Consider the following 26,637-nt stretch of genomic DNA (forward strand, 5'->3'; position numbering starts at 1 on the left):
ACTAGTAAGTATGTGCTTTTCTTGAGCTTAGTAATTAAGATGTGGGTCAAAGATACCTAGAGCAACACCGACCAAAGCGACAACAACTAGAAGCAACATTACTTTGTTTGGTGAAACTTTTTTCTTAGACATTAACCACCAGCAAATAGTGATGAAAGTTGCTGTCAAGAGACCTGGATAAACACCATCAATCTTTTCTTGGATATTTAAGAAGACTTTTCCTTCAGAATTCTCGAATTGAAGAGCTGTTGTAACAGATACCCAAGTTGCTGCTACCGCACCGATAACCATACCGCCGACAACGCTGATTGCTTTACGAAGTGCTTGTCCTTTTGGTCCTACTAGGAATTCAACGGCTTTATCCCCTAATTGATACCCTTTAAAGAAGGCAAAGCGCATACCAAAGTATACTAAGAGGTTCCATACGACGATGTAGAAGATAGCACCAGCGATGTTACCACCTTTAGAGAGACCAAGGGCAATCCCCAAAAGAACTGGAATCAAGGTCCCAACGACCAAAGAGTCACCGATACCAGCGATTGGCCCCATCAAACCGGCACGCATACCATTGATGGTTTCACCATCCACTGCATCTCCGTTTGCACGCGCTTCTTCCAAACCAGCCGTAATCCCTACAACGAGAGAGCCAAGTTGCGGTTCAGTATTGAAGAAGGCAGTATAGGTTTGCATAGCATCTTTTTGTTCTTCTTTTGTATCATACATTTCTTCTACGATTGGAAGCATAGAAGTCAAGTACCCAAAGGTTTGCATGTGTTCTTGAGAGAAACAAGTCAAATGACCATAATACCAATGATGAAATGCTTTTGCTAATGTTTTCTTTGAAATTTTCTTTCTATCAGCCATTTTAAATATCCTCCTCATCATCGTCTACGTAAACAGCCCCAGCTGGAACAGCTTTCATAGATTTGATTACTTCAAGTTCATAGTAGATTACTGCAAAGATCAATGAAACAACTGCACTCGCTACCAAGTTCAATCCTAGAGATTTAGCCAAGGTAAATCCAACAAAGAATGGAATGAAGTCAGTTGCTTTTGTAACAATTTGTTTCAACAAGATAGCAATACCGACACATGGGAGAAGGGCTCCAACTGTAAAGAGGGCTTTCATCCAGAAACCATCCATAGGAAGGTAAAGTTTCATCAAATCAACCATGTTTTCACCATATTTGGTGATAATCATAGTTGGAAGGAAAGAGAAGAGGAAGTGAGAAATCCAAGGATAAACCCAGTCAACTGCGTAGAGTTTTTTGAAGTTTCCTTCTTCAACGGCTTTCCAACCAATGTGTTGCCAAAGCAAGTTCATTGTAGCTGTACCGTAGAAAAGAACAGTACCGATTGTCCCAACGGCTGCACCGATTGGGGCTGCTGCTGCTGCAATTCCAGCTTCGTCTGTGATGTGATTTGCATGCACAAACAAGATAGCAAGAGGAACACCGATATAAGAGATTGCACGAACATCAGCAGATACGGTTCCACCAGGTGTTACCAAGGCGATATAAACGACTTGAAGGGCAACCCCGACCATAATACCGGTTGTCACATCTCCAAGAATTAAACCTGAGATCAACCCACCGATCAAGGGACGACCGAGTGTATAGTTCCCGATACTGGAACCTCCCATACCAGGCATTGAAGACAAGCTGGCGAAAACTGCAAGCAAGATTGCTTGAATCCATGAAATTGTCATAACAAACGCTCCTTTTGTTTGTAAATTTATTTACCTAACTAATAAAACTGTTAGGTTTAAAAACCAAATTTAGATTTGAAATCATCCCAGTAACCAATTGAAACATCCGGCAACAATTGGAATTTCACCTTATATCCTGCTGCTTGAATAGCCTGAAAGGCTTCTGCTTCTTCCTGGGTGATGGATTGGTTATTGCCCAATTTCATTGCACCAGGTCTATCATTTGCAGGGCCAACGATGATTTCTCTGACATCACCTGGGACAAAACCTTGATCCACCAAAATTTCCTTCATATCGATTGGGTTTTTGGTAATCAAGAAGTACCGACTGTCAGATTCCGTTACTTTTGCTGACTTTTCTTTAAAGGCTTCTTTTGTCCATACAAAGGTTTTCTTGTCTGATGCGCCTTTGTAAGCTTGGATCAAAACCTTGTTTGATGCTGCTGCATCGTTTACGGCAATCAAACCATCACATGGTTTTTCTTTTGCCCAGCGTGTGACTGTTTGACCGTGAATCATGCGATCATCAATCCGTACAAATGTTACTACCATAAGGTACCTCCCAATTAAATATCGTCATCATCTTCTTCAGCACTAGTGGCTGAAACTTCAAAAGGTTGTAGTGCAGATTTTGCTTCTGATAAGATAGTTGCTGACAAATCGTCTCCATCCAACACATCCTTCATCACAACTGCTGTCAGGGCCATGGTCAGGTTCATCCCACCAAGAATCAAAGTTCCATCTAGCTTTCCAGCTTCTTCTAGGACACTGGCTGCCGTGGTTAATGGACTACCACCTACAATGTCTGCCAAGATCAGCACAGAATCATCTGCTGTCAATTCTGAAATGCTCTCTCTAAAATCAACTGCAAAGTCATCGACTGATTTTCCTTCTTTAAGTCCAACTGCGATGACCTGATTCATCTTGTCACCAGCAAACATAGCTAGCGATGTTTTTAGTCCTTCTGCCAATCCACCATGACTGACTAAAATGAGATATTTCATTTTGCTACACCTCCTTTATTTGACTCTATTGTAGAATATTTGGAAGCGCTTTTACATTGTCAAATGTCACATGATAAACATGACATTTAGCAACAAAAAAATGACATCTGTCACTTGACACAATGTCATCTTATTTTTCTTTAAACTCCTACCTGAAGACTACTTTCAATTTCCCTCTGAATTTGAGGCAAGCGGTTCTCGACATCTTGATCGCGCAAAGCATTGCCAATCAAGTAGTCCAGCTTTTCCAACATTTCTTTAGAGACATTCTTGGGACTACTTTCAACAGCTTGTTCCATGATACGATTCAAGGTCTGATTGGTCAAGGAGTCCGTGCCAAAATCATCTACCTGTAAAAGATCTTTACTAGATTGACTTTGGACCACCTGTGGCATAACGGAAATCCCTTGAGATTGAGCAAAGAGGAGTTGTTGAATTTCTGGATCTTCTGTCAACAATTGCATCAATTCCCAAGCTAACTTGGAATGAGGAGTCCGAGCAGACATGGCAAAAGAAGTCGTCGTAACCAAAGTCGCCTTGGTAGTTTTTGACTTAGCAGGCATAGGGATACAGGTCCAGGTGAAGTTTGAATATTTTGAAACATGGTAAGGATAAGGTTTATAGGTTCTATATTGAGCCAAAGTCATGGGATAAAAAGCGACTTTTCCCTGGTCAAAATCTTTGGAACTCACCTTATAGTTCTTATTCAGCTCTTCCAATTTTTGTAAAAAAGTCAATGATTCTTTGACTTCTGGAGCCGTAAGTTTAAGCATCCCACCTTGAAAGAGACTACCCCCATTTGCTGCCAAAGCTTCTTTCCATGTATATTCTGTACTCCCAAACTGATCCAATTGACCATCTCCATTGGTATCTTTGGTTAGTTTTTTACAAATTGTATAGAACTCTTCCAAGCTCCAACCTTCCTTGGGAACCTCAATGCCTTCTTTATCCAGCAAATCTTTATTGACACACATCAAAATAGGATTACTTTCATAAGGTAAGGCATAGGATTGCCCCTGATAGACACCTGATTCAAATGCAACAGGATAAAAAGCAGCTTGGTCTTCTTGATTCATATAGTCATTTAATTTCTCTAGAACGCCACGCGCCGCCAATAAGGACAGATCTTGTTCAGAGACCATGAACACATCCGGCGTCTTTCCTGAAACAATCTTTTCTGAGAGCCAGTCTGAATAATCTGACTGTGGAATCCCATTTTCATATTCCACACGGACATTAGGATGGGACTTTTCAAATTTTTGAATCGCAAGATCCAAAGCATGGGAGCGTTGACTGGTCGGTACATCCCAACTAGACCCTGCATAAACGCCTATATGGAGCACGATCGGTTGTTGTTTCCACCAATAAAAGCCAGTACTCACAGAGACCACAAAAAGGAGAACGATTCCCCAACAAAGATGCTTTCGGTTTAATTTCATTCCGTATTTCCTTTTGAAAAATCGCGTCTAGTCACTCCTGTTTGAACTGACCAAATTGCTAATTGCGTTCGATCTCTTAGGTTTAATTTCGCCAAAATCGTTGATAAGTAATTGCGCACAGTTCCTTCTGATAAGAAGAGTTTTGCAGCAATTTCTTTGTTTGACTCGCCATAACCGACTTCTTGAATAATTCGCCATTCTGTCGTGCTCAAATCCTTGACGTTGTCCTCATCCACAGCAATAGAGAAATTCGATTTGGCCATTTGAGAGAAGATCTGAAAGACCTTGCTTGCGATATTGGGATTGATCATAGCTCCACCCTGATGCACCACCTTAATAGCCTCATAGAGCTCTTCTGTAGAGGCTCCCTTTAAGAGATATCCTGAAGCACCATACTTGAGTGCACTATAGATAAATTCATCATCGTCAAAAGTTGTTAAAATAATAATTTTGATATCCGGAAAGTGTTCTTTTACTTCTTTTGTAGCCAAAACCCCATCCATGCCTGGCATCCGAATATCCATCAGGATCAGATCAGGATGCGTCTGTGGAATACTGGACAAGACATGATTCCCATCTTCCACTGTAGCTACAACTTCGATGTCGGAGTGAGCCGACAAAATAATTTTCAAAGATTCTCGAATCAAAGCTTGGTCATCTGCCACCATTACTTTTATCACCATATCTTATCTCCCTTCTTTATATTTTGGTAAACTGACACGTGTGAAAAATCCATCACGACTTTCAAATTGAAGCTGTCCTCCTAGTATGGAAATACGCTCCATCATCTGTTTGAGTCCATAACCATAAGTTAAGGTTTCAAACCCAACTCCATTATCTTGCAAAGCGATCAAATAATTCTCTTTATCCTCAAAAAAATGGAGTTTTAGCTGGCTGGCGTGACCGTGGCGAACCGCATTGGTCATAGACTCTTGAATCACACGAAAGATCGTATCTTCAATCATGACATCCATATCGACATCTACCCATTCATAGTTTAGATCAACTTGTAAGTTGGAAAGAATTTGATACTCGCGGATGGTCTTTTCTAAAGCATCTTTGAGAGTTCGTCCCTCAAGGGCTCCCGGACGAAGACGATTAAGAGAACCTCTCACATCTTGGATTCCTTCACGGACCACTTCTGATACGTTTTTCACCTGCTCTTTTGCCCGATTTGGATCGATATCGATCAAGACCCCAACAGCATCTAAACCTGCTGAGATGCCTGTTAGTGCGTGCCCCAGAGTATCATGAATCTCACGAGCAATCCGCTTACGCTCCCGATCCTCTGCAATCTTCTCAGACAAGGCCATATAATTGTTCAACTCCGTATTAACCTTGGACACCATGGCCAATTCTTCCTCTACTTCGTGGTTCTCCGCAAGGACGTTCATAATATAAAACAAAAGTGAAATAATGAAGAGTACCATATTCGAAGCATAAAGGGAATTCTTTAAGAAAAAGGCCAGAATGCGGATAGATTCAGGATAAAAATGAATATAGACATCTAAGGACGGAATCGGGAAGAAAAGCGAAAAGACATCTGAATTTGTCACAAGGAGCATCAAAAAGCTCACTAGGATAAAGGCAAACCAATACTTCCGATCTCTCTTGGTATTCAACTCTTTGGAACCATAGAAGATATCCGCAAAAACCAAGAGAATGAGCCCGTTATAAGCTACATTTTGAACCCACATCAGAAGCAGCATCAGGAGAATCTCCAGAATATTCCTCTTATCAAAAATAGACCATCGACTCGTTTGAGGCAGATATCGACTCATCGATATCAAAGCAATCCCAGCAAACAAAACTGCAGACAACCAAAAAGTCGTAGATGGAGCAAAGGGAATACGCTCTAGGCGCTCTAATAATAGAGAAGCTTGGCGTTGAGCTATGATATAGTTGGTTGCTTGAAGATAGATGATACTGTTTAGCATAACAGCGATAAAATTGACGACCATAAGAATGGCCAAACTGTATCGAACACCTCTAAACTTTCTCATTACTGCCACCCATTCACATCAAACTGATCAATGTTTTCCTTTGTCATCATTTCAACTGGAATGCTCACCTCTTTGGTATAGCTCTTCCCTTCAGCAATATCTTGAATGACCTCCATCACGCGGTCTCCCATCTTCAAAGGAGACTGAGCAACGGTTCCCACAACATCATCCGTCGAGTGCAACAAAGATTTCATATCTGGTGAACCATCGATTCCATAAATCGCAATGGGGTAAGTTATTCCTTGCTCCTTAATTGCAGCCAGAGCTCCTATAGCTGAGCGGTCATTTAAGGCAACCAAGGTATCAATTTCAACCCCTGATTGTAAAAAATTCTGGACAGCCGGCATAGCAATCTCCGTCTGCCCCTTGGTTTCCAGTTCCGAAACAATCTGATAAGAACTGTGCCCCTCAATAGTGTCTTTAAACCCCTGAATCCGCGTATCTGCTGAAACAGTCCCCTTATGTTCCAAAAGGAGGACCCGAGCACTAGAAGAACGTTTCATCAACTCTTTAGCAATCAATACTCCCGCTTGGTAGTTATCGGATACAATACTTGCATCTGGCTTAAAATTCTTCAGTTGGGTATCGACCGCAATGATTTTAATTCCTTGTTTTCTAGCTTTTTCAAGAGCAGTTAAAATTGACTGGCTATCCCCCTTGACCGGATTGATCACTATCATATCAACTTTTTGAGCACAAAAATCATCAATCTGTTGGCTCTGTCTTTCTTCGTCCAATTCTGGATCTCGGACGTAAACAAGAGCTCCTCTTTCATCGGCAATTCGACTAATTTCCGAATGAATACTTTTATAGAACCCATTGTTCATGGTCATATAGGTGACACCAATTTTAGTCTGATCCTTGATGCCACTTGTTTGACAACGACCGAAAACCCATAATAGAACACAGACCACTGGAATCAGCAGTAATAGACGCTTTATCAGCCATTTCAACAATTCTATTTTCTCTTTATTTTTCGTCAAATTTCATTCCTTTTCTGAAAATTTTGAATATATATTACTTTATTCTACTACTTTTTCAAAAAAAGTGCTTGATTTTATTGTACAAGTGCATTTATTTGACCTATCTTAAGAAGTAATTTCCGAACAATAACACAAAAAACAATAGAAAAAGCTGGTCTATAGGCGAACCAGCTCTTCTATTTGATTGATATTAAAATGGAAGTTCCTCTTCTTCCAAGACCAAATCTGCCAAGTCTTGTCCTGCATTATTTTCACGCATAGCACGTTGGGCGCGACTTTCTAAGAGTTGGAAACCTGTACAGAGAACTTCTGTTACATAGTTGGTCTGGCCATTCTTCTCAAACTTACGGGTACGAAGTTCCCCATCCACAGAAATGAGACTGCCTTTGCTACCATAACTTGCCAAGGTTTCAGCCAATTTGCCCCAGACCACAATATTGATGAAGTCTGCTTCACGTTCCCCATTTTGATCTTTATAACGGCGATTCACTGCGATAGTTGCTCGTGCAACAGACTTGTCATTGTTGGTTTTGTGCAATTCTGGTGTAGACGTCAAACGTCCAATCATAATAACTTTATTATACATTTTTCATCCTCCTACTTATCTATTCGAAGGAAATCAAAAAAAGTTACAAAATTTGTAACTTTTTTAAAATAATGTTAGTCTCTATGAATCATAAATCCAGTTGCTTGTTGATTGGCCATGATGGTCATATCTGTAATTTGCACACGACGTGGCTGACTGGTCACATAAACTACAGCATCTGCGATGTCTTGTGCCTGCAAAGCTTCGAGTCCCTGATAGACCGTTGCAGCCCGTTCCTCATCTCCATGGAAACGGACCTTAGAAAAGTCAGTCTCTACAATACCAGGCTGAATGGTTGTCACCTTGATATCCGTTGCGATGGTATCAATCCGTAGTCCATCTGAAAATGTTTTGACTGCAGCCTTGGTTGCTGAATAGACTGCTGCACCAGCGTAAGCGTAAATACCTGCGGTTGAACCCATATTAATGATATGGCCTTGATTTGCAGTCACCATAGAAGGCAAGAGACAACGAGTAACAGCCATCAAGCCCTTGACATTGGTATCCAGCATGGTCAGCATATCCAACTCTTCATAGTCCTGATAGGGTGCTAAACCTAAAGCAAGTCCAGCGTTATTGACCAAGATATCAATCCGTCCTACAGTTTCTAGAATTTCTGAACAAACAGTCTTAACCATTGTCATATCGGTCACATCAAGGGGAAAGGTCCAGACTTTTTGATTTGGAAAGGCTTCTGCGAACTCAGTTTTGAGAGCTTCAAGTCTTTCTCTTCGACGCCCTGTGAGAACGATATTCTCACCTTTTTCTAGATAGGCGCGCGCAATTGCTTCACCAATTCCTGATGTTGCACCTGTAATCACTACATTTTTTGCCATCTTACTTTCTCCTATCTAGTTTAATAGATACTAGTTACAAATTAAGCTGTCCAGTGTTTAGCCGGATCGAACGGAGTCCCAACAACTTGGTCGTCTGACAGTTCAATGACACCACGTTTTTGTGGAGCATTTGGCAAATGCAATTCACGAGGACTACACATCATACCAAAGCTCTTTTCCCCACGAAGTTCCCCTGGGAAAATGAGATTGCCTTTTGGCATCATTGCTCCTGGAAGAGCTACAATGGTTTTCAAACCAAGACGCGCATTTGGAGCACCTGCCACGATTTGCACTGTCTTATCATTTCCAACAGCAACTTGGCAGATATTCAAGTGGTCACTATCTGGATGTGCCACCATCTCTACAATTTCTCCAACCACAAATTTCGGTTCCTTGTCATTGATAATCTCTTCGGTAAAATCTTGAGCTTGCAATTCTTGGTTCAAACGAACTACTTGGTCGTCAGTTAAAAAGACTTGCCCGCGCTCAGCGATTTCAAACATGCTAGAAACTTCAAAAATGTTCCAAGCAACAGTTTCACCTGTTTCCTTTAGGAAAACACGCGCCACATTGCCTTTACGTTCAACATCTAGTTTAGCATCGCCACTGTTTTTCACGATGACCATAAGGACATCACCGACATGTTCTTTGTTATATGTAAAAATCATTCTTTCTTTTCTCCTATTTTAATCCTGCTAAAAAGTCGTTAATTTGTGCCTTGGTTTTACGGTCACGATTGACAAAGCGTCCAATCTCCTTGTCCTTATCTAAGACAACAAGACTTGGAATCCCGTAGACATCCCAAAGTTTGGCTAAGTCCATGTACTCATCACGGTCTACTCGTATAAAGGTAAACTCTGGATTTGACTCTTCAATCTCTGGCAATGCAGGGTAGATATAACGACAATCGCCACACCAATCCGCAACAAAAAGGAAGACCTTCTTGCCATCCTGTTCAACTAGATTAGCTAGTTCTTCCAAACTATGAGGAATTATCATAAGACTTCCTCCTCATAGATAAGATCTTCATCTTCATAGACAAAGGTATAGTGACGACCATCCTCAAAAATGACACCACCAACGAGACGTTCTAGGCTACTTTCATACACTTGGACATAGAGAGTCGCTATCTCACCCATCTCTGAAAAGGAGTCACGCACAATAGCGGTCAACTCTTCCTGCGTTTTCATGAGTTTGTGATCATCGGCTACTTTCTTAGCTCCAAAAGCAAGTGCTCCGAGGCCTACTAATGCCAAACCTGTTTTAATGATATTTTTCGTTTTCATGCTAACATTGTAACACAAAAAGATAAGTAGGACAAATCGTGAATGCTATTTTCGTTTGAACTATAGTTCCTCATTTCAAGAAATATTGACTCCTATCTCCTCCTATGGTACAACACCTCAAAGTAATGATTTACTTATCTATAAAATTCTAAGGAGACTCTATATGAACAAAGAAAGTTATTTTGACGGTGGATTACTCAGCTTTATTGGGCACTCAATTGTCGCTTTTTTCATCATCGCCTTAACTCTAGGAATTGCCACACCTTGGGCCGTTTGTTTTATGCAAGATTGGAAAATCAGACATACTGTCATCGATGGTCAGCGTTTATACTTTGATGGAACTGGCGCCCAGTTATTTGGAAATTGGATCAAATGGTTCTTACTGACGATTATCACTCTTGGAATCTATTCATTTTGGTTAAAAATAAAAACAGAACAATGGATTACCAAACATACCCATCATATGTAAAAAGTGCGGTTTATAGACCACACTTTTTTTATAGCTCTTAATAATGTCTCTCACCAAACAAATCCTCTGGCAATTCATGGAAACCCTTGCCTGCCTTGAAGTTTTCAAATTTGCCTAGCAAGAACTGGTAAGCATCCAAGCGGCTTTCATAGCGAATCATGGCATCTTTAGCACGCTCATCTTGATCTTCTTCATAGACCTTTTGGCTTTCCTTGAGCGCCATATCATTAATCATGATTTGGGTATTAACCCAAGCTTCAAATTCTTTCATAAATTCTTGTTCGTAACTCATTTTTTCTCCTTATTCTAATCCACGGAAATAGTCTGTATCAATCTCACGGTAAGGCTGGATATCCTGAACATACTCCAATACACCTTGAAATTCTCCATTTTTATCGTGTACTGCAGCATAGGTGATATGGACAAACTTACCTCGTGACTCGGACTTGAACCACATCTCATACTTGTCCTTGACCCCGTCACGAAGACCTTTCATAATGGTCTTTACCTTATCAAGGTACTTGGGCGGGTGACAAAGCTCAACATTTCGCCCTACTTGAGAAGGTGTCCGCTTGAAAATCATCTCATCTGCTGGCGTATTGTCATTGTAATACTGGAAAATATCATCCTTATTAACAAAGGTAATTTCCATTGGCAGATGGTTGAGAATAAGATTAGCCTGCTCGACTGAGAGATAGCCATTACCGAAAGCCTGTTGGCTATGGCGGTCCAGCACTGCTTCCTTTTCCTTAGGTGTGAAGGTGATGGTAAACTGACCTTCTGGCGTATCGATAACCTTCTGAACTTGGCCTTCTGCTGCGTCTAGTTGCACGGGCTCTTCTGCACTCTTTTCCTCAACAAAGCTTTTACGTTCTGGCACCCATTTTTCAGAAGGTCGGATGATAGCATAACCATAAGCATCACTTTCCTCGGCAATCTGAATCCAGTCATCCTGGGTAAAGGATTCGAGTAGAATCATGAGGAGGATGGATTCTTCCTTGAAAATCATACTTTCAAACTCTGTCGCAAAAGCTTCAAAAGCTTCCTTTACAGTGCTAATGGACACTTCTGGTAGGGACTTGGCTGTCGCCAGGGCTTTCTGAAAAAGTTCCCTGATCTGGTCATCGACTCCCCACATGACTTTTGGTGGTGAATCATGTCCATAACGCTCCATAATAGGAAAGAAGAGTTCTTCCTTACGCTGGTAGTGACGGTCAAACTGGCCTACAAGCCCCATCTGACGAACCAAACCCTTACGCATTTCCGCCAGCATTTCCTCGTCTTCCATAGACTCATATGTATCTAATAATCTACGAACACGAATCAAGGCAGCACGAAGGGCTAGATTTTCATCCTTAAAGACACGCACGGGATGACCTGGATGCTCGGTATCTTCAACTTCGATACCCTTAACAGCATTTTTAAAGAGATTGGCATGGACATCACAGAGCTCCATGACGTCTTCAAATGTCACACCTGAGTCAGAGTTCATCAACTCATGCTCCATGAGAGAAATCTCGATAGCTGATACACCTGTAAAGGTCGCATCAAAGCGCTCCTGAACGGATTCAGGTGAGGCTCCATTATGCAATTCTAATAAAATATCCCGTAGGACATGAATTCGTTCATCTGCCATTAGTCTAATCCAATCACTTCGTAACCATTTGCTTCCAGTGTGCGTACAATCTTATCCATAGGAGTTCCCTCCAGCTTAGACCCCTGTTTGAGCGATACTTTTCGTCCGACTGTATTTCGCATCAAGGGATTTGCAAGAGGTTTAAAACCAAGTTCTACTAGGATATCTAAAACTTCTGGATGTTTGTCCACCACTTCCGCAACAGGAATAGATACATCAATGATATTGTCCATCATAACCTCCATCATATTCTCTAACAGTTTTTTCTTTTTTATTATACCACAAGGGCAAAGATTAAAAAACTAGCAATAGAAGACTTGCTAGTTTATTTCGTATTACTTCATTATTTCTAATTATATAGACTCTTACTAGTAAAACCTCAAAGTCTTATCCTTACCATGATCATCAGAGAAGTTTGAAAAACCAGTCTATGATCTTGAAAAGAATCTTATAAAACAACAATTGGAAGGCGAAAGAGATTAGGAACCAGAGAATTTTTATCAGACCAACAATTGGTGTTATAAAAAGAAGAGTAAAGAATCTCCAAAAAGATTTCATTCTTTATCCTCCGGCTTCATCAACCAAGTAGCTGTATCCATAAGCTTATCTACGAGAACTAATTTCGCCAAACTAACGACTGTGTTTTCATCTTTTTTTATGGTTTCTGCAACTTTTAAAGCTTGGGTTGTAAGAAGATAATTGCCATAAGTTTTGGCCAATACTTTTATGATCCCCATGTCAATCTCCTTCGATGATTTCAACCTCTTTTTGGATAGTGGCAACATCTCTTTGATATTGTGCTTCATCGTAGTTAATCAATTTGGACAATTCTTTTTGCAATCTTTCTCCCATGGGTTTCATGGTCGCAAAGGTTAAGCCACCTGATAGGACTCCACCTAAGATAGGGATAACTTTCCCCATCCCCTTAGCCAATCCTCCCTTGGTCAGATTCACTCCAAAGATTTTCAGAACTTTTTCCAAAATTGGATACCAAAGAGTCTTTGTCAAAGCCTTTCTGTTTACAATTTTCATCACTTGCTTAGCAACTGAAACACCACCAGAACGAAGTAGAGCGCCCGCACCATTTACTCCCAACATCACTCCCAGATAGAGCAAGAGGGTATTTTTAGCTTCTTCGCTCAGCTCATTTCGCGAAGCCCAGAGATCATCGTAGCCGTAAATATAGCCTAGCTCCTGGGCTAGTTTTAATGAAAATGCGTAAAACTGGGCTACATCTGTCGGAATGGTAACTGCCATGGCAATACCTCCAGGCAAACCTGCTAAAACAGATGTCCCACTTGCCAGTAAAACACTGTCTTTAATACAGGCATTGGCCACTCGATCTAAGGTTTCCTGAGGTAATAAAGCTGTCGGCCCTTCTTCCAATAATCTAGGAATATCCTTTGAAGCCACTTCCTTAGAGAATTTATCCATTAAAAATTTTGACCGGTTCACTTTGACGACAGGAAGTTTTACTACCTGTTGCAACACTTGCATCGCCACATCTTCTTTAGCCATCTCTATCTCCGTTTTTCATTCATATCAAGCTTTATCTTATCATATTTATGGAATAAATGATATTTTCAAGATCTATTTTATTTCCTTGATTTCTACTCATCTAATCTGATTAGACAACGACCTACTTATAGACACACAAAAAAGAGGGTTGCCCCTCTTTCTTATACTCAATGAAAATCAAAGAACAAACTAGGAAGCTAGCCGTAGGTTGCTCAAAACAGTGTTTTGAGGTTGTGGATAGAACTGACGAAGTCAGTAACCATACCTACGATAAGGCGACGCTGACGTGGTTTGAAGAGATTTTCGAAGAGTATTAATTTTTATCCAGATTGCGTAACATCTCGTCAATCTTATAAATCCATAATTTCTTTTTTCTTTCGATTAAACTCTTCCTGAGATAATATATCTGCATCTAAAAGTGATTTGAGTTTAGTTAGAGCTTCGATTTGCTCATCAAAAGATAAACTTGGTTTAGTTGCTTTTTCATCTAACTGTTGTGCCATATTCATACCAAAAATCATCCCCGCACCATCTCCTAGCCCATGTTGTTCGATCCCTGATGCGACTTTTTGTTGTGCAGCAATATTAGAAGCTTTCTGCGATACATCATCAAAGGCCTTTAAATTCATCTTATTTGATGAAAAGTTCTTAACTAATTCCTTAGATTCTGGTGAGAATTCTATATTAGCAATAGCAACTTTTATAATTTCAAACCCAAAACGATCTTTCCAAGTACCAGCATACTGTTCATCATTCGATACTTGTTCTGCAAGTACTGATGCTTGTGATGGTAGTTGTGAGATACGATAAGTTGTTGATAACGAATTAAGGGCAACGGTAAAGGATTGAAGAAATTCCGTGACTATCTGAGCCCTTGCTTGAGCACTATCAAAGCTATAGTAGGTTACATTTGCAGGAAGGAAATTTTTTACAAACTTGATAGCATCCGTAATTTGAATAGAAAAAGTTCCAAAAGCGCGTACTTCTAAGTCTGTTCCATAAAACAAGTCGTTATACATAACCGGACCACGAGTACCAAACCTAATATCGCGAATTTCTCTCAAATTGACAAAACAAATCTGTTTTTGCTGATCACTTTGTCCGCCAAATCCAACACGATTAACAACATTATCAAACAGTGATTTTTTTATCCCATCACCATTAAAAACACTACTCTCCCCATTTTGATATTCATATCCACCTGGTTCAGTGATAATTTCTTCTATTCCAGACTGACTAAAAATAAAAGCAGCAGTATTTTCAGGAATAAATATCTTAGACCCATTTGAAATGACACCTATAGACCCTTGACTATTAACTCCTCTACCATTATTGCTGACTTGAAGAACACCCGGACTTACAGCTGTATGTTCATCAAAAGCCTGAACTGTAATAATCTCCTTCCATTGATCTGCAAAAGTACCACTAATTGAATCTGTAAATGCTTTAATTATTCCCATATTTCATCTCCTACAAGGTCTGTTCCATATCACAAAAACTACATTTGACAGTTTGTTTTACGGTTCCAGACAGAGGAGCTCCACAAAAACTGCATTTAGTAGATAGTTTCTCTGGTTCTGCATCCTTAATACCAAGCCCTGCTTTGAAAGTGTCAAACGTATCTTTTAGAGTCTCTGCCAAAATTTCTACACCAAATAAGCTATTATCACCCAAGGTTGCAAAGTTGCTTGTATCACCAGAGATTAATTTAATAATATTTGTTGCCCACTTTTCAGTATCCTTAGTATTAGAGAATGAGAAGATAACTTGTCCACCATTATAATAGATTTCTAATCGTTTCATACCATTGGATTTTGTAACTGAAACTTGTGGTTTCCCCTCAAAAACCTTAATTTGGTTAATTGGTATAATAGTTTGATCTTTTTTTCCTCCAAAAATACCTTTTTTGATATGTATCAAGTGTAGATTTGTTAAAATTAATTCATCTGTAGACAAACCATTTTTCCCAAAACTCACATGATCACTATTCATAACCATGTATTCATGAGGTAACAATTGATAGTCCATCCCGAACTCCATTCTTATTTTTAAAGACTAGCTTTCCATTGTTCTACTTGTTCGTGTAGAGAATCACGATATTCCTTTAAAAACTTAATTATTTCCTCTTTTCCTTGAATAGGTGCTTTCTTCAATGGACCATATTGTTTTTTCTGTTCTTCCATTTCTTTTTTAGTACTATCTTTTAATTCTTGGATAGAAGCACTATCTTCTAAAACAGTTCCCTTAAAGGCTTCATCTGCTTCGGTATAGTAATTATTAACAATTTTCTCATACATAGTCAAATAATCTTCATAAGTTTTGATAGATTCAATTGTCTCATCACTGACATCTTGTGGATTAAAGTCACTAGAACCTAATTTATCTTTTGCTTTATCTAAAAATCCTTTTTTCCCAGAACTTTCTGTTTTACTATCACTAGATGAATTACTTGTTTTTTCAGACAGAGAACTACAAGCAACTAGAGTAGAAACAGACAGACATAATAAAGCTAAACGACAAACTTTTTTTACATTATTCATTAATAGAATCTCCTTTTATTTATGAAATTATCATATCATATTTCCTAAAAAAAAAGCATTTTCTGATTAGCAAACATTTTATAAATACAGAATCTCATTTTTAAAAGAATATTTTTCCATTTTAAATTCCAGCTATTTTCCACACAAAAAAGAGGGTTGTCCCTCTTTCTGCTTAATTTTTATCCAGATTGCGTAGCATTTCGTCAATCTTGTTTCCATATTCGATGGATTCGTCTTTGACGAAAGTTAAGTCTGGAATTTTGTACAATTTCAAATTGCGACCAAGTTCACGTTTGATAGTGCCAGTTGCTTTTTCAAGCCCGACTTGAGCTTTCTGATTATCTGAGGCAAGATTACTCAAAATAGTGTAGTAAACCTTAGCCATAGATAAATCACCTAGCATCTGAACATCAGTGATAGTCACACCTTGGACACGCGGATCACGGACTTTCTTTTGCAAAATCTCATTGACTTCGCGCTTGATTTCCATGCCCACACGATCCGTACGGAAATGATTTGCCATGCTTTTTCCTTTCTCTCAATTGAACCAAAAGCTAGGCCAGCAGACCTAGCTTTGTCTAGTAGATAGAGGAACTAGAGCCATTTGAATCTAGGAAACAAGCCATAGATAGAACTAAGGGTTCATCAAGGCGTTGTTGACGACGAGTCAAATCGGCTATTGTTTCTCTATTATCTCTTGATTTCTTCCATGATATAAGCTTCAATCACATCATCCATCTTGATATCATTGTAGCCATCAATCATGAGACCACCTTCACGGCCGTTTGTAACTTCTTTAACGTCATCTTTATAGTGTTTCAAGCTAGCTAGGGCACCATCGTAAATAACGACACCATCACGGATGACACGGACTTTAGAGTCGCGAGTAACTTTACCGCTGGTAACCATAAATCCACCGATTGTTCCCACTTTAGATACCTTGAAGGTTTCGCGGATGATTGCTTCACCGATAACTTTTTCTTTAAATTCTGGGTCAAGCATCCCTTTCATAGCTTCTTCCATCTCTTCGATAACCTTGTAGATGATGCTGTGGAGACGGATTTCTACATCGTCAGCTTCTGCTTGTTGACGAGCTTGTGGTGTAGGACGCACGTTGAAACCAACGATAAAGGCATTTGAAGCTTCGGCAAGAGTCACGTCAGATTCATTGATAGCACCTACTGCTGAGTGAACAATAGTTACTTTAACGCCTTCCACATCAATCTTTTGAAGTGATGCAGAGAGAGCTTCAACAGAACCTTGTACGTCGGCTTTGATGATGACGTTAACAGACTTGAGTTCTCCTGCTTTAAGGGTATCAAAGAGGTTTTCAAGGCTGACACGTTGAGTAGCTTGACGTTGCTTCATAAGAGCACGTTTAGCACGTTCTTCACCAGCTGCACGCGCAGATTTTTCATCTTCGTAAACAGCAAAGTGGTCACCTGCCATTGGCGCTTCATTCAAACCAGTGATCGATACTGGTGTTGATGGGCCTGCAACCTTCACACGACGTCCAAGATCGTTAGTCATAGCACGGACACGTCCAAAAGTATTTCCGACAACGATTGGATCTTGGACATTCAAAGTACCTTGTTGAACAAGAAGGGTTGCAACTGCACCTTTTCCTTTATCCAAACGAGCTTCAATAACAGTACCGATGGCACGAACTGTTGGATCAGCTTTGAGCTCTTGAATTTCAGCCACAAGTAGAACAGTTTCCAAGAGTTCATCGATATTTTGGTTGAACTTGGCTGAGATTTCTACGAACTCAGAATCTCCACCCCAAGCTGTTGACATAACACCATGTTCAGCCAATTCACCGATCACACGTTCTGGGTTAGCACCTGGTTTATCGATTTTGTTGATAGCTACGATGATTGGAACATTAGCCGCTTTTGAGTGGTTGATGGCTTCGATAGTCTGAGGCATTACCCCGTCATCTGCCGCTACGACCAAGATGGTAATATCGGTAACAGAAGCACCACGCGCACGCATAGAAGTAAAGGCCGCGTGTCCTGGTGTATCAAGGAAGGTAATCTTCTTACCATTTTCTTCGATCTGATAAGCACCGATATGCTGAGTGATACCACCAGCTTCTCCCGTAGCAACACGAGAATTACGAAGGGTATCCAAAAGGGTTGTTTTACCATGGTCAACGTGTCCCATGATCGTTACAACTGGTGGACGCTCTACGAGTTCATCTTCATTGAGATAACCCTCTTCAGCAAAGAAACGTTCGATATCAGCATTGTCCACCTCAACCTTTTGTTTAGCTTCAATACCGTAATCTACCATGAGGAGTTCGATTGTTTCACCGTCCAAGGACTGGTTTTGTGTCGCCATCACACCCATCATGAAGAGTTTCTTAACAATCTCAGCTGGTTCGCGTTTGATACGTTTTGCGATTTCCGCAACGGTCATACCATCTGTATATTCAAATTCTGTTGGCAATTCATGGAACTTACGCTCTGTAACAGGTTTTGGTGCCTGATTACGGTTATTTTGCTTATTGCCTTTTTTATTCTTTTTGTTATTGTTCCAGTTACTATTTCTTTGATTTCTCACTTGATTTTGACTACTTCGATTCTTTTGTTGTTTTCTAGGACCATCTTCTTCGTGATCGTAATCATCACGATCTTTGTCTGGTCGGGCTTGTTTCTTACGACGTGTATCCACTACAGGTTCTTTAGCTGCAGGAGCTACTTCAACCACTGGTTGAACTGGCTGCGCTTGTTCAGCTAACTTAGCAGCTTCTTCAAAGATTTCCTCAGGTTCCTTGCGTTTGTTTGCTTGAGCCAAGGCTTCTTTGGCAGCTTGAGACTGCTTGAAGCGTTCCTCACTTGAACGAGCATATTCTGCATTTTGCTCTGCTTTTAGAGCAGCTGCACGGGCTTTAAAGTCAATACGTGGTCCAGACTGATTTGGACGTTTGTCCTCTTGCTGACGACGATCATTCCCACGATTTTGCTGACCTTGTTGTTTTTTACCTTGATCATTGAATCGACGGTTGTCACGATTGACTTGACCTTGTTTGCCACCATTACGGTTATCATTTTTTTGACGATTCCCATTTTGCTGGTGGTCACGGTTATTACCCTTATTTTGCTTGCGTCGTTCAGCCTGCTCTTTTGCACGTGCTTCACGCTCAGCCTTAAAGTTTCGACTCTGCGGTTTTGCTGGTGCCACTTTTTCTTCTTTAGGGGCAACAGCTGCTGCTGGTTTTGCCTCTTCCTTAGTGACAACTGGTTTTGGAGCCACAGGTTTCGATTCTACCTTTGGAGCAGGAGCAGGTTTAAAACTTGCTACGATTTTTGAAGCAGCTGCTTCCTCCACACTTGATGAGTGGCTTTTTACATCCAAGCCCAACTCTTTTGCACGCGCTACAACTTCTTTACTTTCTTTTCCAAGTTCTTTTGCGATTTCGTACAATCTTTTCTTAGACAAATCATGTCCTCCTCTTCTATTCCATAAGAGACCTCATTTTCTTTGTAAATCCAGCATCTGTCACAGCCAAAACTTTTCTTGATTTTCCGACTGCTATGCTTAATTCCAGTGTTGAAAACACGGTAATAACTTCTACTTGATAATAATGACTTTTATCCTGAATTTTCTTGGCCAGGTTGGGACCAGCATCATGGGCGAGAAATACCAGTTTTACTTTCTGGTCTTGGATAGCCTTGACGACCATTTCTTCACCCGAGATGATTTTCCCTGCTCTCTGAGCAAGTCCCAAGAGATTAGCAATTTTTTGTTTATTCAAGTCCTAACTCTCTTCTTTTCACTTTGTGATCGACATAGGCAATCAACTCGTCATAAAAGCTTTCTTCAACTTCCATACTAAAGCTACGGTTAAAGACTTTTTTCTTTTTGGCCTCAAGGGCTTCTGCATTGTCTAGCTTGATATAAGCACCACGACCATTAGCCTTGCCTGTCGGGTCGATAAAGACCTGTCCCTCTTTGTTCTTGACAATACGGAGTAAATCGCGTTTATCAATCACTTCATTGGAAACCACAGACTTGCGCAAAGGGATTTTTCTAGTTTTCATCTTCCCCTCCTCTGATCAGCTTTTATTCTTCGACCAATTCGTCTGTTTCTACCTGGTCAGCTTGTTCTGCTGCTTCCATGGCTTCAAACTCACTTGCAGACTTGATATCAATACGGTAGCCTGTCAAATGAGCTGCCAAACGAACGTTTTGTCCACGACGACCAATCGCAAGAGAAAGCTTGTTATCTGGCACAACGACCAAGGCACGTTTACTGTCGTTTTCATCAAAGATAACTTGGTCAACTTCAGCAGGAGCGATAGCGTTGTAGATAAATTCAGCTGGATCTGCTACCCATTCGATAACGTCGATGTTTTCTTCGATTGGAACCATACGGTCGCTCTTGGCATCGTAGCGAGCTGGGTGGAATTTGCTAGTGATTTTCTTGATGTTAGCACCACCACGTCCGACGATTGTCCCGATCGCATCCACGTTTGGATTGTGGCTACGAACAGCAACCTTGGTACGGTCACCTGCTTCACGAGCTACGCTCATAATCTCAACTGTTCCGTCATAAACTTCAGGAATTTCTTGTTCCATTAAGCGTTTGATCATTTCTGGATGGCTACGGCTTACAAAGACATTCACTCCACGAGGATTGTCTTCAACCTTGTAGACATAAACTTCGATACGATCGTGAGAAGCAAAGACTTCTCCAGGAATTTGGTCTTGTTTTGACAATTGAGCTTCGATGCTGCCAAGGTTGACATAGATAAAGCGATTGTCGAAGCGCTCCACTGTACCTGACATGATTTCTTGTTCATGCTCTTTGTAAGTGTTGTAGGTGATAGCACGTGTTTGCTTGCGCATTTTTTCCATGATGGTTTGTTTTGCAGACTGGGCTGCTACACGACCAAACTCACCTGGTGCTTCTTCAAATTTAATCTTGTCCCCAAGCTCGTAAGCTGAGTTAATGGCAAGAGCATCTTTCAAGCTGATTTCCAAACGGCTATCAAATACTTCATCAACAACTTCACGAACAGTATAAACTGTAAAGTCACCTGTCTTTTCGTTGAAATCAATGGCTACACTATCAGACTGCCCATAGCGTCTGCGATAGGCTGAACGAAGTGATTCTACCACTGCATCAATGATGTCTTCTTTTTTGATTCCCTTGTCTTCTTCCAAAATGCGGAAGGCCTCTAGCATTTCTTTACTCATCTTCTATTCACTTTTGAATCTTCAAAAGCTTCCTTTCTTTTACTATAATTTTACTGCTAAACGTGCTTTTGATACCAAACTGTATGGGATTTGGACTGTTTTCTTACGAGTCTTGTCCATATATTCCATAGTCAACTCATCCTCTTCAAAGGCTAGCAAGGTTCCTTCAAAGACCTTTTGCTTATCGATGGCTTGGTAAAGTCCAACATGGATGTATTTCCCAACCGCTCCAGCGACTGCTTCCTTGGTTTTCAAAGGACGCTCCAATCCTGGACTGGTAATTTCTAGGAAATATTGTTCTGGGAAGGGATCTGGCTTGATAGTATCTAGGACAGGACTGATAATCTCTGTCAAGTCCGCTGTGTCGTTCAAGGTAATTCCCTCTGGTTTATCTACAAAAATACTAAGAATCATGTCACTGCCAATCTTTCCGTACTCGATATCCACGAGTTCAAAGGGAGCTTCAATGACAGGTTCTACGACTTCTCTGACTAATTCTACGATAGTTGCGATTGCGTCCACCTCCTCATAAGCAAGAGGCGAAGATATTTCCCCGCCTCACTTTCTCATATTCTTACTTACAGTATAACACTTTTGACTACTTATGTAAAGTATAAGCACTCAGAAGGCTTGATTTTAAGCTTTTTCTTAAAATTCTGCCTCAACTCGGTAGATAACTTGACCCTTACTTGAGAATTTTTGTTCATATTCTGTCATGACATTGCCTTCAAAGTCGCTGGCGTGCAAATCTAACCAAACGCCATTGAGCTTCATGCCATATTGAGAAAAACTCACTAGGCTATATTCAAACAAGCCACGGTTATCTGTCTTGAAATGAATCTCACCGTGTTCAGGCAAGATACGCTTGAAGGTATCCAAGAAACTCTTATAGGTTAGACGACGCTTTTCATGGCGTTTTTTAGGCCACGGATCTGAAAAGTTCAGGTACAAACGATCAATCTCACCATCTTCAAAGTAGTCGGTCAAATCTGAACCATCAACCCACAACAACTTGATATTGGGTACAGCAACTTCCAAGACCTTGTCCAAGGCATAGCTCAAAACAGACTTTTGAATATCAATCCCGATATAGTTGATATTAGGGTTTTGCTTGGCCATACCTGTCACAAAAGCACCCTTACCACTACCAACCTCAACATGGATAGGATTGTCATTTCCAAATAAATCTCGCCATTTCCCTTTGGCTTCTAAAGGATTTAAGACAACATACTGAGGATTAGCCTCTAGTAATTCTGTTGCCCCTTTACGATTTCTAACTCTCATCTCTTCTTTCCATACTTGTCACGGAAGATACGCAAAGCATAAATCTCCCGATTGACATTTTCTAGATCTTCATTTGTATAATATTTGGCAATCTGGCTCAAGAAGGATAACTGAGCATACCAAAATAGTTTGTTGATGACTGTTTGGTTGTATTTGTAACCGTAATAAGTCAACCACTCTTTCCACTGATAGTCTGGAATATAGTGACATAGCATATGCGCTACATCAAACATGCGATCCGTTAAACGAACGGAATCCCAATCCACTAAATAAACAAGACCGCTCTCTGTCTCAATCCAATTACTATGTCGTACATCTCCATGAACGATCGTTGCATAATCTTCCCTAAAGTTTGGCAAACTTCCTCGCAAATCCTCTACTACCATTCTTAGATATTGATTGTTCTTCAAGGATTCTGGAGCATCTTTTAACCAAGCCTGAAGCAAGTCAAAAGGTGTTTCTAAAGAATAGCCTAAACGAGTCAATTGCGTCATCAAAGGACGCGAACGATGCAAGCGGCTCAAAATATTGATAATCTGCTTGCGATTCATATCATAAGGGGTCAAAATTTTACCATTCAACCATTCTTGGGCACACATATCACGCCCATCCGATAAACGGCGAGTCCATAATAATTGAGGAGCGATTTGTTCCTTGGCTAAACCAGGTAGGATTGGAGAGGTGTTCATTTTAATAAAGACGCGCTTCCCATCAGGGTAGCTTCCCATATAAGCTTTTCCGCTTTTCCCAGGTATAGGGGTCAGCGTTAGCTCAATATCACCCAAGTCCATTTCTTTCCTCCGTATAAAGTTTCCTTACTATTCTACTAGTTTTTAGGCTATTCGTCAACCAGTCCAGACCTGATTCTCAAATAAAAGCCCTTTATCCAATTTTGTTAAAAGAAAAAGGCAAGCAGAGAGATCTGCCTAGCCTTGCTCATTCAATTTTTTTAGCAGAAAATTGTAAGGAAAAAATCTATGCTTAATCTGATAATTCAAGCTTTTAACTGGTTCTCATCATGCAAATACCCTATGTAAAAAAGTCATGATAAATGGTAAGTTTGCGATGATATTATTAACAATATGAATCGTATAAGAAGGATAGATAGTCTTGGTATAGCGTGTCAAACCACCAAAAATACAGCCAACTGCTGTATAAACCAGAAGGTCTAGTAGACTAGGAAAACTTGAAAAATGAGGTAAGGCGAACAAAACCGATGGGAATAGAATATCCAGTCCCCATCTTGAATTCTTAAAGAAGGCATGTTGAAGTAGTCCCCTACATACCAATTCTTCCATCAGAGGTCCTAGTACTATTAAGGTTAGGTAAACTCCGAACTCTGCAAAATTGGTCTCACTATAAGCAATAAACAAATTCCAACCTTCGTTTGTCCCCTGAACATGTTTAGCTGTCAGATAGTTAAAGCTTATAAGAACGACAGCTGCTAACATCGTCAGAACAGAATAACTCACCCACTTTTTCCTAGGGATACGAAAGAGATAAGCATGGCCCGATCTAACCAAGAACCACATCATCAAACCGATAAAGAGAAGACTGATGATGTTTCGAATCCAGATAAGATTTCCTACCCAAGACGAGAACTCCCAATAATTTCTCCAAAATTGGGTTGTCCAAGACAACCCGAAAAACAAAAATAAATAGGAAAGAACTGCACTCGTTTTGAAAAGAATAGAATATTTTTTCATAGAAACTCCCTAATAGCTTTGCTATCGTAACTGCCACTAATTATCATTTAATCCTCCAGCATTCAGTCTCGGTAGTTCTCACTAAACCTTTGACAAGCCAATACTTCTATCCGTAGTATACTTTTGTTGCTGTTCGAAACTGTACCTAGTTAGTCACTCGTTTTCCGTCAGGTTACAGCCAATCTTTTCAAACAAGAATACCTCATCCCTTTTTGACCCGATCATTTTATAAAACTTGATACTCTCGATGAAAAGCCTTGGCAGATACCACTCTATGATTTGTGAGGTCAAGATAATCTCCTGGATAGCCAAGGACATACATACTATAACCAGCAAAACCTCCTCCTGCCGTTCCGACTAGACCAATTTTGAGATTGGTTACAAGAGAAGACTGAAGTCCTGCCATTAAAATTCGGACATGATTGTCTAGCCATACTATGTAATTCTTTTGCAAAGCGTCTTCTACCCAACCTGGTTTAGGAGTATCTTTACCAACTTCCCAAACTTCTACTATTTGATTTTTATATTTTGCTTGCATCTTTTTAATCTTTCTTTTAGGACTCTCACAGGGTTTTTATGTTCTTCTTACCTGGTCTATGTTTTACCAGACTATAGATCGTAACAGGGGTACTTACCAGTACAAGAACATTTCTCCAGAGTTCTGTTGAAATCATGAGTACTCTTATACAAAGAACAAGAGATAGCAATATTATTACAACTCGGGCAAATAAATCTAACAATTCGACATACTTTTTCATTTGATTCCTCCATCTATTGATTTCACATCTACCAGGTCAGTTCCCTAGTCACTATGATGCCAACTGATCATCCTCTACATTCCTTTGTAAATTTAACCACTGTCAACTACTAGAAGAATGATAAACAATTGTAACAAATATGGACTAAGATAGGCACCGATAGATTTTGACTCTTTTTATAAGCAAAGCCCAGCATCAAACCTCCAAATAGATAATAGATAAATGAAGGAACATCATAAGGAGCATGCAGGAAAGAGAAGAGAGAGGCAGTCAGTATAAGCCCCAACCAAGAATTTTCAAAAACCGCACCTTGAAGGATACCTCTGAAAACAAATTCCTCCAGAATAGGCCCAAAAACTGTCACGCTTGCAATAAAGGATAAGGAAATTCCTGTACCAGTAGCCTCAAGGTGTTGATATCCAGCACCAGAAGATACTGTAAAAAAACTATAATAACCTATATTTACCAGCACACAAATAAGAAAGCTTCCAATAAAAAGTAGAATTTCTTTCTTCGTTAACCTTCTTAGCGAAACCATATCAAACCATTTCGCATAGGCAACACTCAGTGAAATCCAGAAAGTCTTTGCTATAATAAATAGGTACTCGTTTAGAAAAAAATCTCCTTGATTGATGGTATAGCCTACTGTAGTAACTATTATAAAGGCTAAAAATCCAACAAACACAGCATGACATTTATTAAAAATGGCCATAAACACAACCTCTCTCCTATTTAGAATCATCAAAATAAGGATGCAAGAATTTTGCATTTTACAGATGATCCTTAGCAGATATTAATTTGAAACTATTCATTCTATTTAGATGATCCATTACAGACCTATAAAACTTCTATGTTCAAGATTCAAAGTGGCTTTTTCTCCATTTTTTATTGAACTGAACGAAGATATAAACCGAAGCAAAGTATGCTAGTGCATCCATTACATAATACCACTCATTTCCCCTAAGCGGATAAAGACAAGTTTGCATGATTACATACAAGATGACAATCGTAATTATTTTTTTCGCCATAAGAATCACTCCTTTATTTCAGTTTAGCATTGGTATCCTTGTAACTTTTACACACTCAGTATAGCACTGCTTTTTTAGGTTTTGCATCCAAATCTTAAACGGTCGTCAAAAACTCTTAAATTACAAGAATTTCTCTTAAAAAAGACCAGCAGTCTGAAAACACTGCCTGTAAGTTCTTTTGTGAGCTTACTTTTTATAATACTTCAAGCCCCAAATGAGCAGCAGCATGATGATTAAGCAGAGAACAGAAGCAATATAACCAATCAGTTGTTGATAGGATTCTGCCGCCGTCATACCTCTATACAAACCGATAATAGACATAAAACCTGTCAATCCGATGAACATGAGTTGATTGGTTCTAGGATTGACCAACTCATCATCTTCAAACTTTCTCACTCTCATTTCTCTAGTGAGGTAAACAATCACCAAAATAGAAGACAAGTTGATAATCACTAGAAGCAATTGGAAAACCAAGGAAAAATGTAAAAACTGACGAGATAGAAATAAATAAGTAGAGATCAGTACAGGTAACTGCCCTAGGAACAATCTCGCAAGGAAGATGTTCCGTTTTTTAGCAAGAATAGTTTTCATTTCTTTACTCCTTTCTTTTTCATTAAAGCAAAATAGATTATAACTGCAATCAGATAGG

Annotated in this window: 34 protein-coding genes; 1 reads left to right on the forward strand and 33 read right to left on the reverse strand. The window is 39.9% G+C overall.

The window, feature by feature from the left end; genetic code table 11:
- Positions 1 to 27: 27 nt before the first annotated feature.
- From HMPREF2795_RS06560 to HMPREF2795_RS06620, 13 genes are all read right to left on the reverse strand, one after another.
- Positions 28 to 882: a PTS system mannose/fructose/sorbose family transporter subunit IID gene (locus tag HMPREF2795_RS06560; protein WP_033586897.1), complete on the reverse strand. Its 855-nt coding sequence runs from the start codon at positions 880 to 882 to the stop codon at positions 28 to 30.
- Positions 866 to 1,708 carry a PTS mannose/fructose/sorbose/N-acetylgalactosamine transporter subunit IIC gene (locus HMPREF2795_RS06565; RefSeq protein WP_000156207.1) on the reverse strand — a complete coding sequence of 281 codons (843 nt, stop codon included), beginning with the start codon at positions 1,706 to 1,708 and terminating at the stop codon, positions 866 to 868. Before HMPREF2795_RS06565 ends, HMPREF2795_RS06560 begins: the two co-directional genes overlap by 17 nt.
- A 56-nt stretch (positions 1,709 to 1,764) precedes the next feature.
- Positions 1,765 to 2,259, reverse strand: a complete 495-nt coding sequence (locus HMPREF2795_RS06570; RefSeq protein ID WP_000261776.1) for a PTS sugar transporter subunit IIB — start codon at positions 2,257 to 2,259, stop codon at positions 1,765 to 1,767.
- 14 nt (positions 2,260 to 2,273) lie between these two features.
- Entirely contained in the window at positions 2,274 to 2,711 is a 438-nt protein-coding gene (locus tag HMPREF2795_RS06575) for a PTS sugar transporter subunit IIA (RefSeq protein ID WP_075228502.1), read from the reverse strand.
- A gap of 140 nt (positions 2,712 to 2,851) precedes the next feature.
- Entirely contained in the window at positions 2,852 to 4,150 is a 1,299-nt protein-coding gene (locus tag HMPREF2795_RS06580) for an ABC transporter substrate-binding protein (RefSeq protein WP_000774036.1), read from the reverse strand.
- The gene (locus tag HMPREF2795_RS06585; RefSeq protein ID WP_025171300.1) at positions 4,147 to 4,830 is read right to left on the reverse strand and encodes a response regulator transcription factor; all 684 of its coding nucleotides are present in this window, start codon (positions 4,828 to 4,830) and stop codon (positions 4,147 to 4,149) included. Before HMPREF2795_RS06585 ends, HMPREF2795_RS06580 begins: the two co-directional genes overlap by 4 nt.
- Positions 4,831 to 4,836: 6 nt before the next feature.
- On the reverse strand, positions 4,837 to 6,153 hold the full coding sequence (locus HMPREF2795_RS06590) for a sensor histidine kinase (protein WP_001224944.1): 1,317 nt from the start codon (positions 6,151 to 6,153) through the stop codon (positions 4,837 to 4,839).
- The gene (locus HMPREF2795_RS06595) at positions 6,153 to 7,136 is read right to left on the reverse strand and encodes a substrate-binding domain-containing protein (protein ID WP_000164670.1); all 984 of its coding nucleotides are present in this window, start codon (positions 7,134 to 7,136) and stop codon (positions 6,153 to 6,155) included. The genes HMPREF2795_RS06590 and HMPREF2795_RS06595 overlap by 1 nt, the downstream gene beginning before the upstream one ends.
- 190 nt (positions 7,137 to 7,326) lie before the next feature.
- The gene (locus tag HMPREF2795_RS06600; protein ID WP_000282453.1) at positions 7,327 to 7,722 is read right to left on the reverse strand and encodes a single-stranded DNA-binding protein; all 396 of its coding nucleotides are present in this window, start codon (positions 7,720 to 7,722) and stop codon (positions 7,327 to 7,329) included.
- Between the two features lie 74 nt (positions 7,723 to 7,796).
- Positions 7,797 to 8,558 (reverse strand): SDR family NAD(P)-dependent oxidoreductase, encoded by a 762-nt coding sequence (locus HMPREF2795_RS06605; protein WP_001107739.1) that lies wholly within the window; start codon positions 8,556 to 8,558, stop codon positions 7,797 to 7,799.
- Positions 8,559 to 8,599: 41 nt separating this feature from the next.
- Entirely contained in the window at positions 8,600 to 9,226 is a 627-nt protein-coding gene (gene ytpR / locus HMPREF2795_RS06610; RefSeq protein ID WP_000578300.1) for a YtpR family tRNA-binding protein, read from the reverse strand.
- Positions 9,227 to 9,239: 13 nt separating this feature from the next.
- On the reverse strand, positions 9,240 to 9,557 hold the full coding sequence (locus HMPREF2795_RS06615) for a thioredoxin family protein (RefSeq protein WP_000586527.1): 318 nt from the start codon (positions 9,555 to 9,557) through the stop codon (positions 9,240 to 9,242).
- Positions 9,554 to 9,844, reverse strand: coding sequence for a DUF4651 domain-containing protein (locus HMPREF2795_RS06620; RefSeq protein ID WP_000850670.1), 291 nt, complete (start codon positions 9,842 to 9,844; stop codon positions 9,554 to 9,556). Before HMPREF2795_RS06620 ends, HMPREF2795_RS06615 begins: the two co-directional genes overlap by 4 nt.
- A 163-nt stretch (positions 9,845 to 10,007) precedes the next feature.
- Between HMPREF2795_RS06620 and HMPREF2795_RS06625 the strand changes: the two genes are divergently transcribed.
- Entirely contained in the window at positions 10,008 to 10,313 is a 306-nt protein-coding gene (locus HMPREF2795_RS06625; RefSeq protein ID WP_001031486.1) for a DUF6693 family protein, read from the forward strand.
- Positions 10,314 to 10,350: 37 nt separating this feature from the next.
- Here the strand turns inward: HMPREF2795_RS06625 and HMPREF2795_RS06630 are convergent, their stop codons facing one another.
- From HMPREF2795_RS06630 to HMPREF2795_RS06730, 20 genes are all read right to left on the reverse strand, one after another.
- Positions 10,351 to 10,605 (reverse strand): DUF1912 family protein, encoded by a 255-nt coding sequence (locus HMPREF2795_RS06630; protein WP_000119716.1) that lies wholly within the window; start codon positions 10,603 to 10,605, stop codon positions 10,351 to 10,353.
- Positions 10,606 to 10,614: 9 nt separating this feature from the next.
- Entirely contained in the window at positions 10,615 to 11,949 is a 1,335-nt protein-coding gene (locus tag HMPREF2795_RS06635) for a DUF438 domain-containing protein (protein WP_000752903.1), read from the reverse strand.
- Positions 11,949 to 12,182, reverse strand: coding sequence for a DUF1858 domain-containing protein (locus tag HMPREF2795_RS06640; RefSeq protein WP_000368732.1), 234 nt, complete (start codon positions 12,180 to 12,182; stop codon positions 11,949 to 11,951). The genes HMPREF2795_RS06635 and HMPREF2795_RS06640 overlap by 1 nt, the downstream gene beginning before the upstream one ends.
- 321 nt (positions 12,183 to 12,503) lie before the next feature.
- Positions 12,504 to 12,686, reverse strand: coding sequence for a hypothetical protein (locus HMPREF2795_RS06645; protein ID WP_000511389.1), 183 nt, complete (start codon positions 12,684 to 12,686; stop codon positions 12,504 to 12,506).
- Position 12,687: 1 nt separating this feature from the next.
- A complete protein-coding gene (locus HMPREF2795_RS06650; RefSeq protein ID WP_001040188.1) occupies positions 12,688 to 13,467 on the reverse strand; it encodes a hypothetical protein in 780 nt (259 codons plus the stop codon).
- A gap of 350 nt (positions 13,468 to 13,817) precedes the next feature.
- Complete coding sequence (locus HMPREF2795_RS06655; RefSeq protein ID WP_000511358.1) at positions 13,818 to 14,927, reverse strand: SPFH domain-containing protein; 1,110 nt, start codon at positions 14,925 to 14,927, stop codon at positions 13,818 to 13,820.
- Between the two features lie 10 nt (positions 14,928 to 14,937).
- On the reverse strand, positions 14,938 to 15,495 hold the full coding sequence (locus HMPREF2795_RS10335; RefSeq protein ID WP_000386256.1) for a hypothetical protein: 558 nt from the start codon (positions 15,493 to 15,495) through the stop codon (positions 14,938 to 14,940).
- 20 nt (positions 15,496 to 15,515) lie between these two features.
- On the reverse strand, positions 15,516 to 16,007 hold the full coding sequence (locus HMPREF2795_RS06665; RefSeq protein ID WP_001067002.1) for a hypothetical protein: 492 nt from the start codon (positions 16,005 to 16,007) through the stop codon (positions 15,516 to 15,518).
- Between the two features lie 172 nt (positions 16,008 to 16,179).
- The gene (gene rbfA / locus HMPREF2795_RS06670) at positions 16,180 to 16,530 is read right to left on the reverse strand and encodes a 30S ribosome-binding factor RbfA (protein ID WP_001273596.1); all 351 of its coding nucleotides are present in this window, start codon (positions 16,528 to 16,530) and stop codon (positions 16,180 to 16,182) included.
- A gap of 167 nt (positions 16,531 to 16,697) precedes the next feature.
- Positions 16,698 to 19,451: a translation initiation factor IF-2 gene (gene infB, locus HMPREF2795_RS06675; protein WP_000039184.1), complete on the reverse strand. Its 2,754-nt coding sequence runs from the start codon at positions 19,449 to 19,451 to the stop codon at positions 16,698 to 16,700.
- A gap of 16 nt (positions 19,452 to 19,467) precedes the next feature.
- Positions 19,468 to 19,767: a YlxQ-related RNA-binding protein gene (locus tag HMPREF2795_RS06680; RefSeq protein WP_001041383.1), complete on the reverse strand. Its 300-nt coding sequence runs from the start codon at positions 19,765 to 19,767 to the stop codon at positions 19,468 to 19,470.
- Positions 19,760 to 20,053, reverse strand: coding sequence for an RNase P modulator RnpM (rnpM, locus tag HMPREF2795_RS06685; protein WP_000857562.1), 294 nt, complete (start codon positions 20,051 to 20,053; stop codon positions 19,760 to 19,762). Before rnpM ends, HMPREF2795_RS06680 begins: the two co-directional genes overlap by 8 nt.
- Positions 20,054 to 20,075: 22 nt before the next feature.
- A complete protein-coding gene (nusA, locus tag HMPREF2795_RS06690; protein WP_000032287.1) occupies positions 20,076 to 21,212 on the reverse strand; it encodes a transcription termination factor NusA in 1,137 nt (378 codons plus the stop codon).
- A gap of 42 nt (positions 21,213 to 21,254) precedes the next feature.
- Positions 21,255 to 21,734 carry a ribosome maturation factor RimP gene (gene rimP, locus HMPREF2795_RS06695; RefSeq protein ID WP_000338687.1) on the reverse strand — a complete coding sequence of 160 codons (480 nt, stop codon included), beginning with the start codon at positions 21,732 to 21,734 and terminating at the stop codon, positions 21,255 to 21,257.
- A gap of 126 nt (positions 21,735 to 21,860) precedes the next feature.
- Entirely contained in the window at positions 21,861 to 22,496 is a 636-nt protein-coding gene (trmB, locus tag HMPREF2795_RS06700) for a tRNA (guanosine(46)-N7)-methyltransferase TrmB (protein ID WP_001266101.1), read from the reverse strand.
- Complete coding sequence (ccrZ, locus tag HMPREF2795_RS06705; RefSeq protein WP_000362994.1) at positions 22,493 to 23,287, reverse strand: cell cycle regulator CcrZ; 795 nt, start codon at positions 23,285 to 23,287, stop codon at positions 22,493 to 22,495. Before ccrZ ends, trmB begins: the two co-directional genes overlap by 4 nt.
- 225 nt (positions 23,288 to 23,512) lie before the next feature.
- Positions 23,513 to 24,202 carry a CPBP family intramembrane glutamic endopeptidase gene (locus tag HMPREF2795_RS06710; protein ID WP_075228503.1) on the reverse strand — a complete coding sequence of 230 codons (690 nt, stop codon included), beginning with the start codon at positions 24,200 to 24,202 and terminating at the stop codon, positions 23,513 to 23,515.
- Positions 24,203 to 24,428: 226 nt separating this feature from the next.
- Complete coding sequence (locus HMPREF2795_RS06715; protein ID WP_001148182.1) at positions 24,429 to 24,740, reverse strand: hypothetical protein; 312 nt, start codon at positions 24,738 to 24,740, stop codon at positions 24,429 to 24,431.
- A gap of 329 nt (positions 24,741 to 25,069) precedes the next feature.
- Positions 25,070 to 25,672 carry a CPBP family intramembrane glutamic endopeptidase gene (locus HMPREF2795_RS06725; protein ID WP_000974185.1) on the reverse strand — a complete coding sequence of 201 codons (603 nt, stop codon included), beginning with the start codon at positions 25,670 to 25,672 and terminating at the stop codon, positions 25,070 to 25,072.
- A gap of 502 nt (positions 25,673 to 26,174) precedes the next feature.
- On the reverse strand, positions 26,175 to 26,579 hold the full coding sequence (locus HMPREF2795_RS06730; protein WP_049508531.1) for a hypothetical protein: 405 nt from the start codon (positions 26,577 to 26,579) through the stop codon (positions 26,175 to 26,177).
- Positions 26,580 to 26,637 lie beyond the last annotated feature (58 nt).

This window comes from Streptococcus sp. HMSC056C01 (genome assembly GCF_001811305.1).
Taxonomy (GTDB): domain Bacteria; phylum Bacillota; class Bacilli; order Lactobacillales; family Streptococcaceae; genus Streptococcus.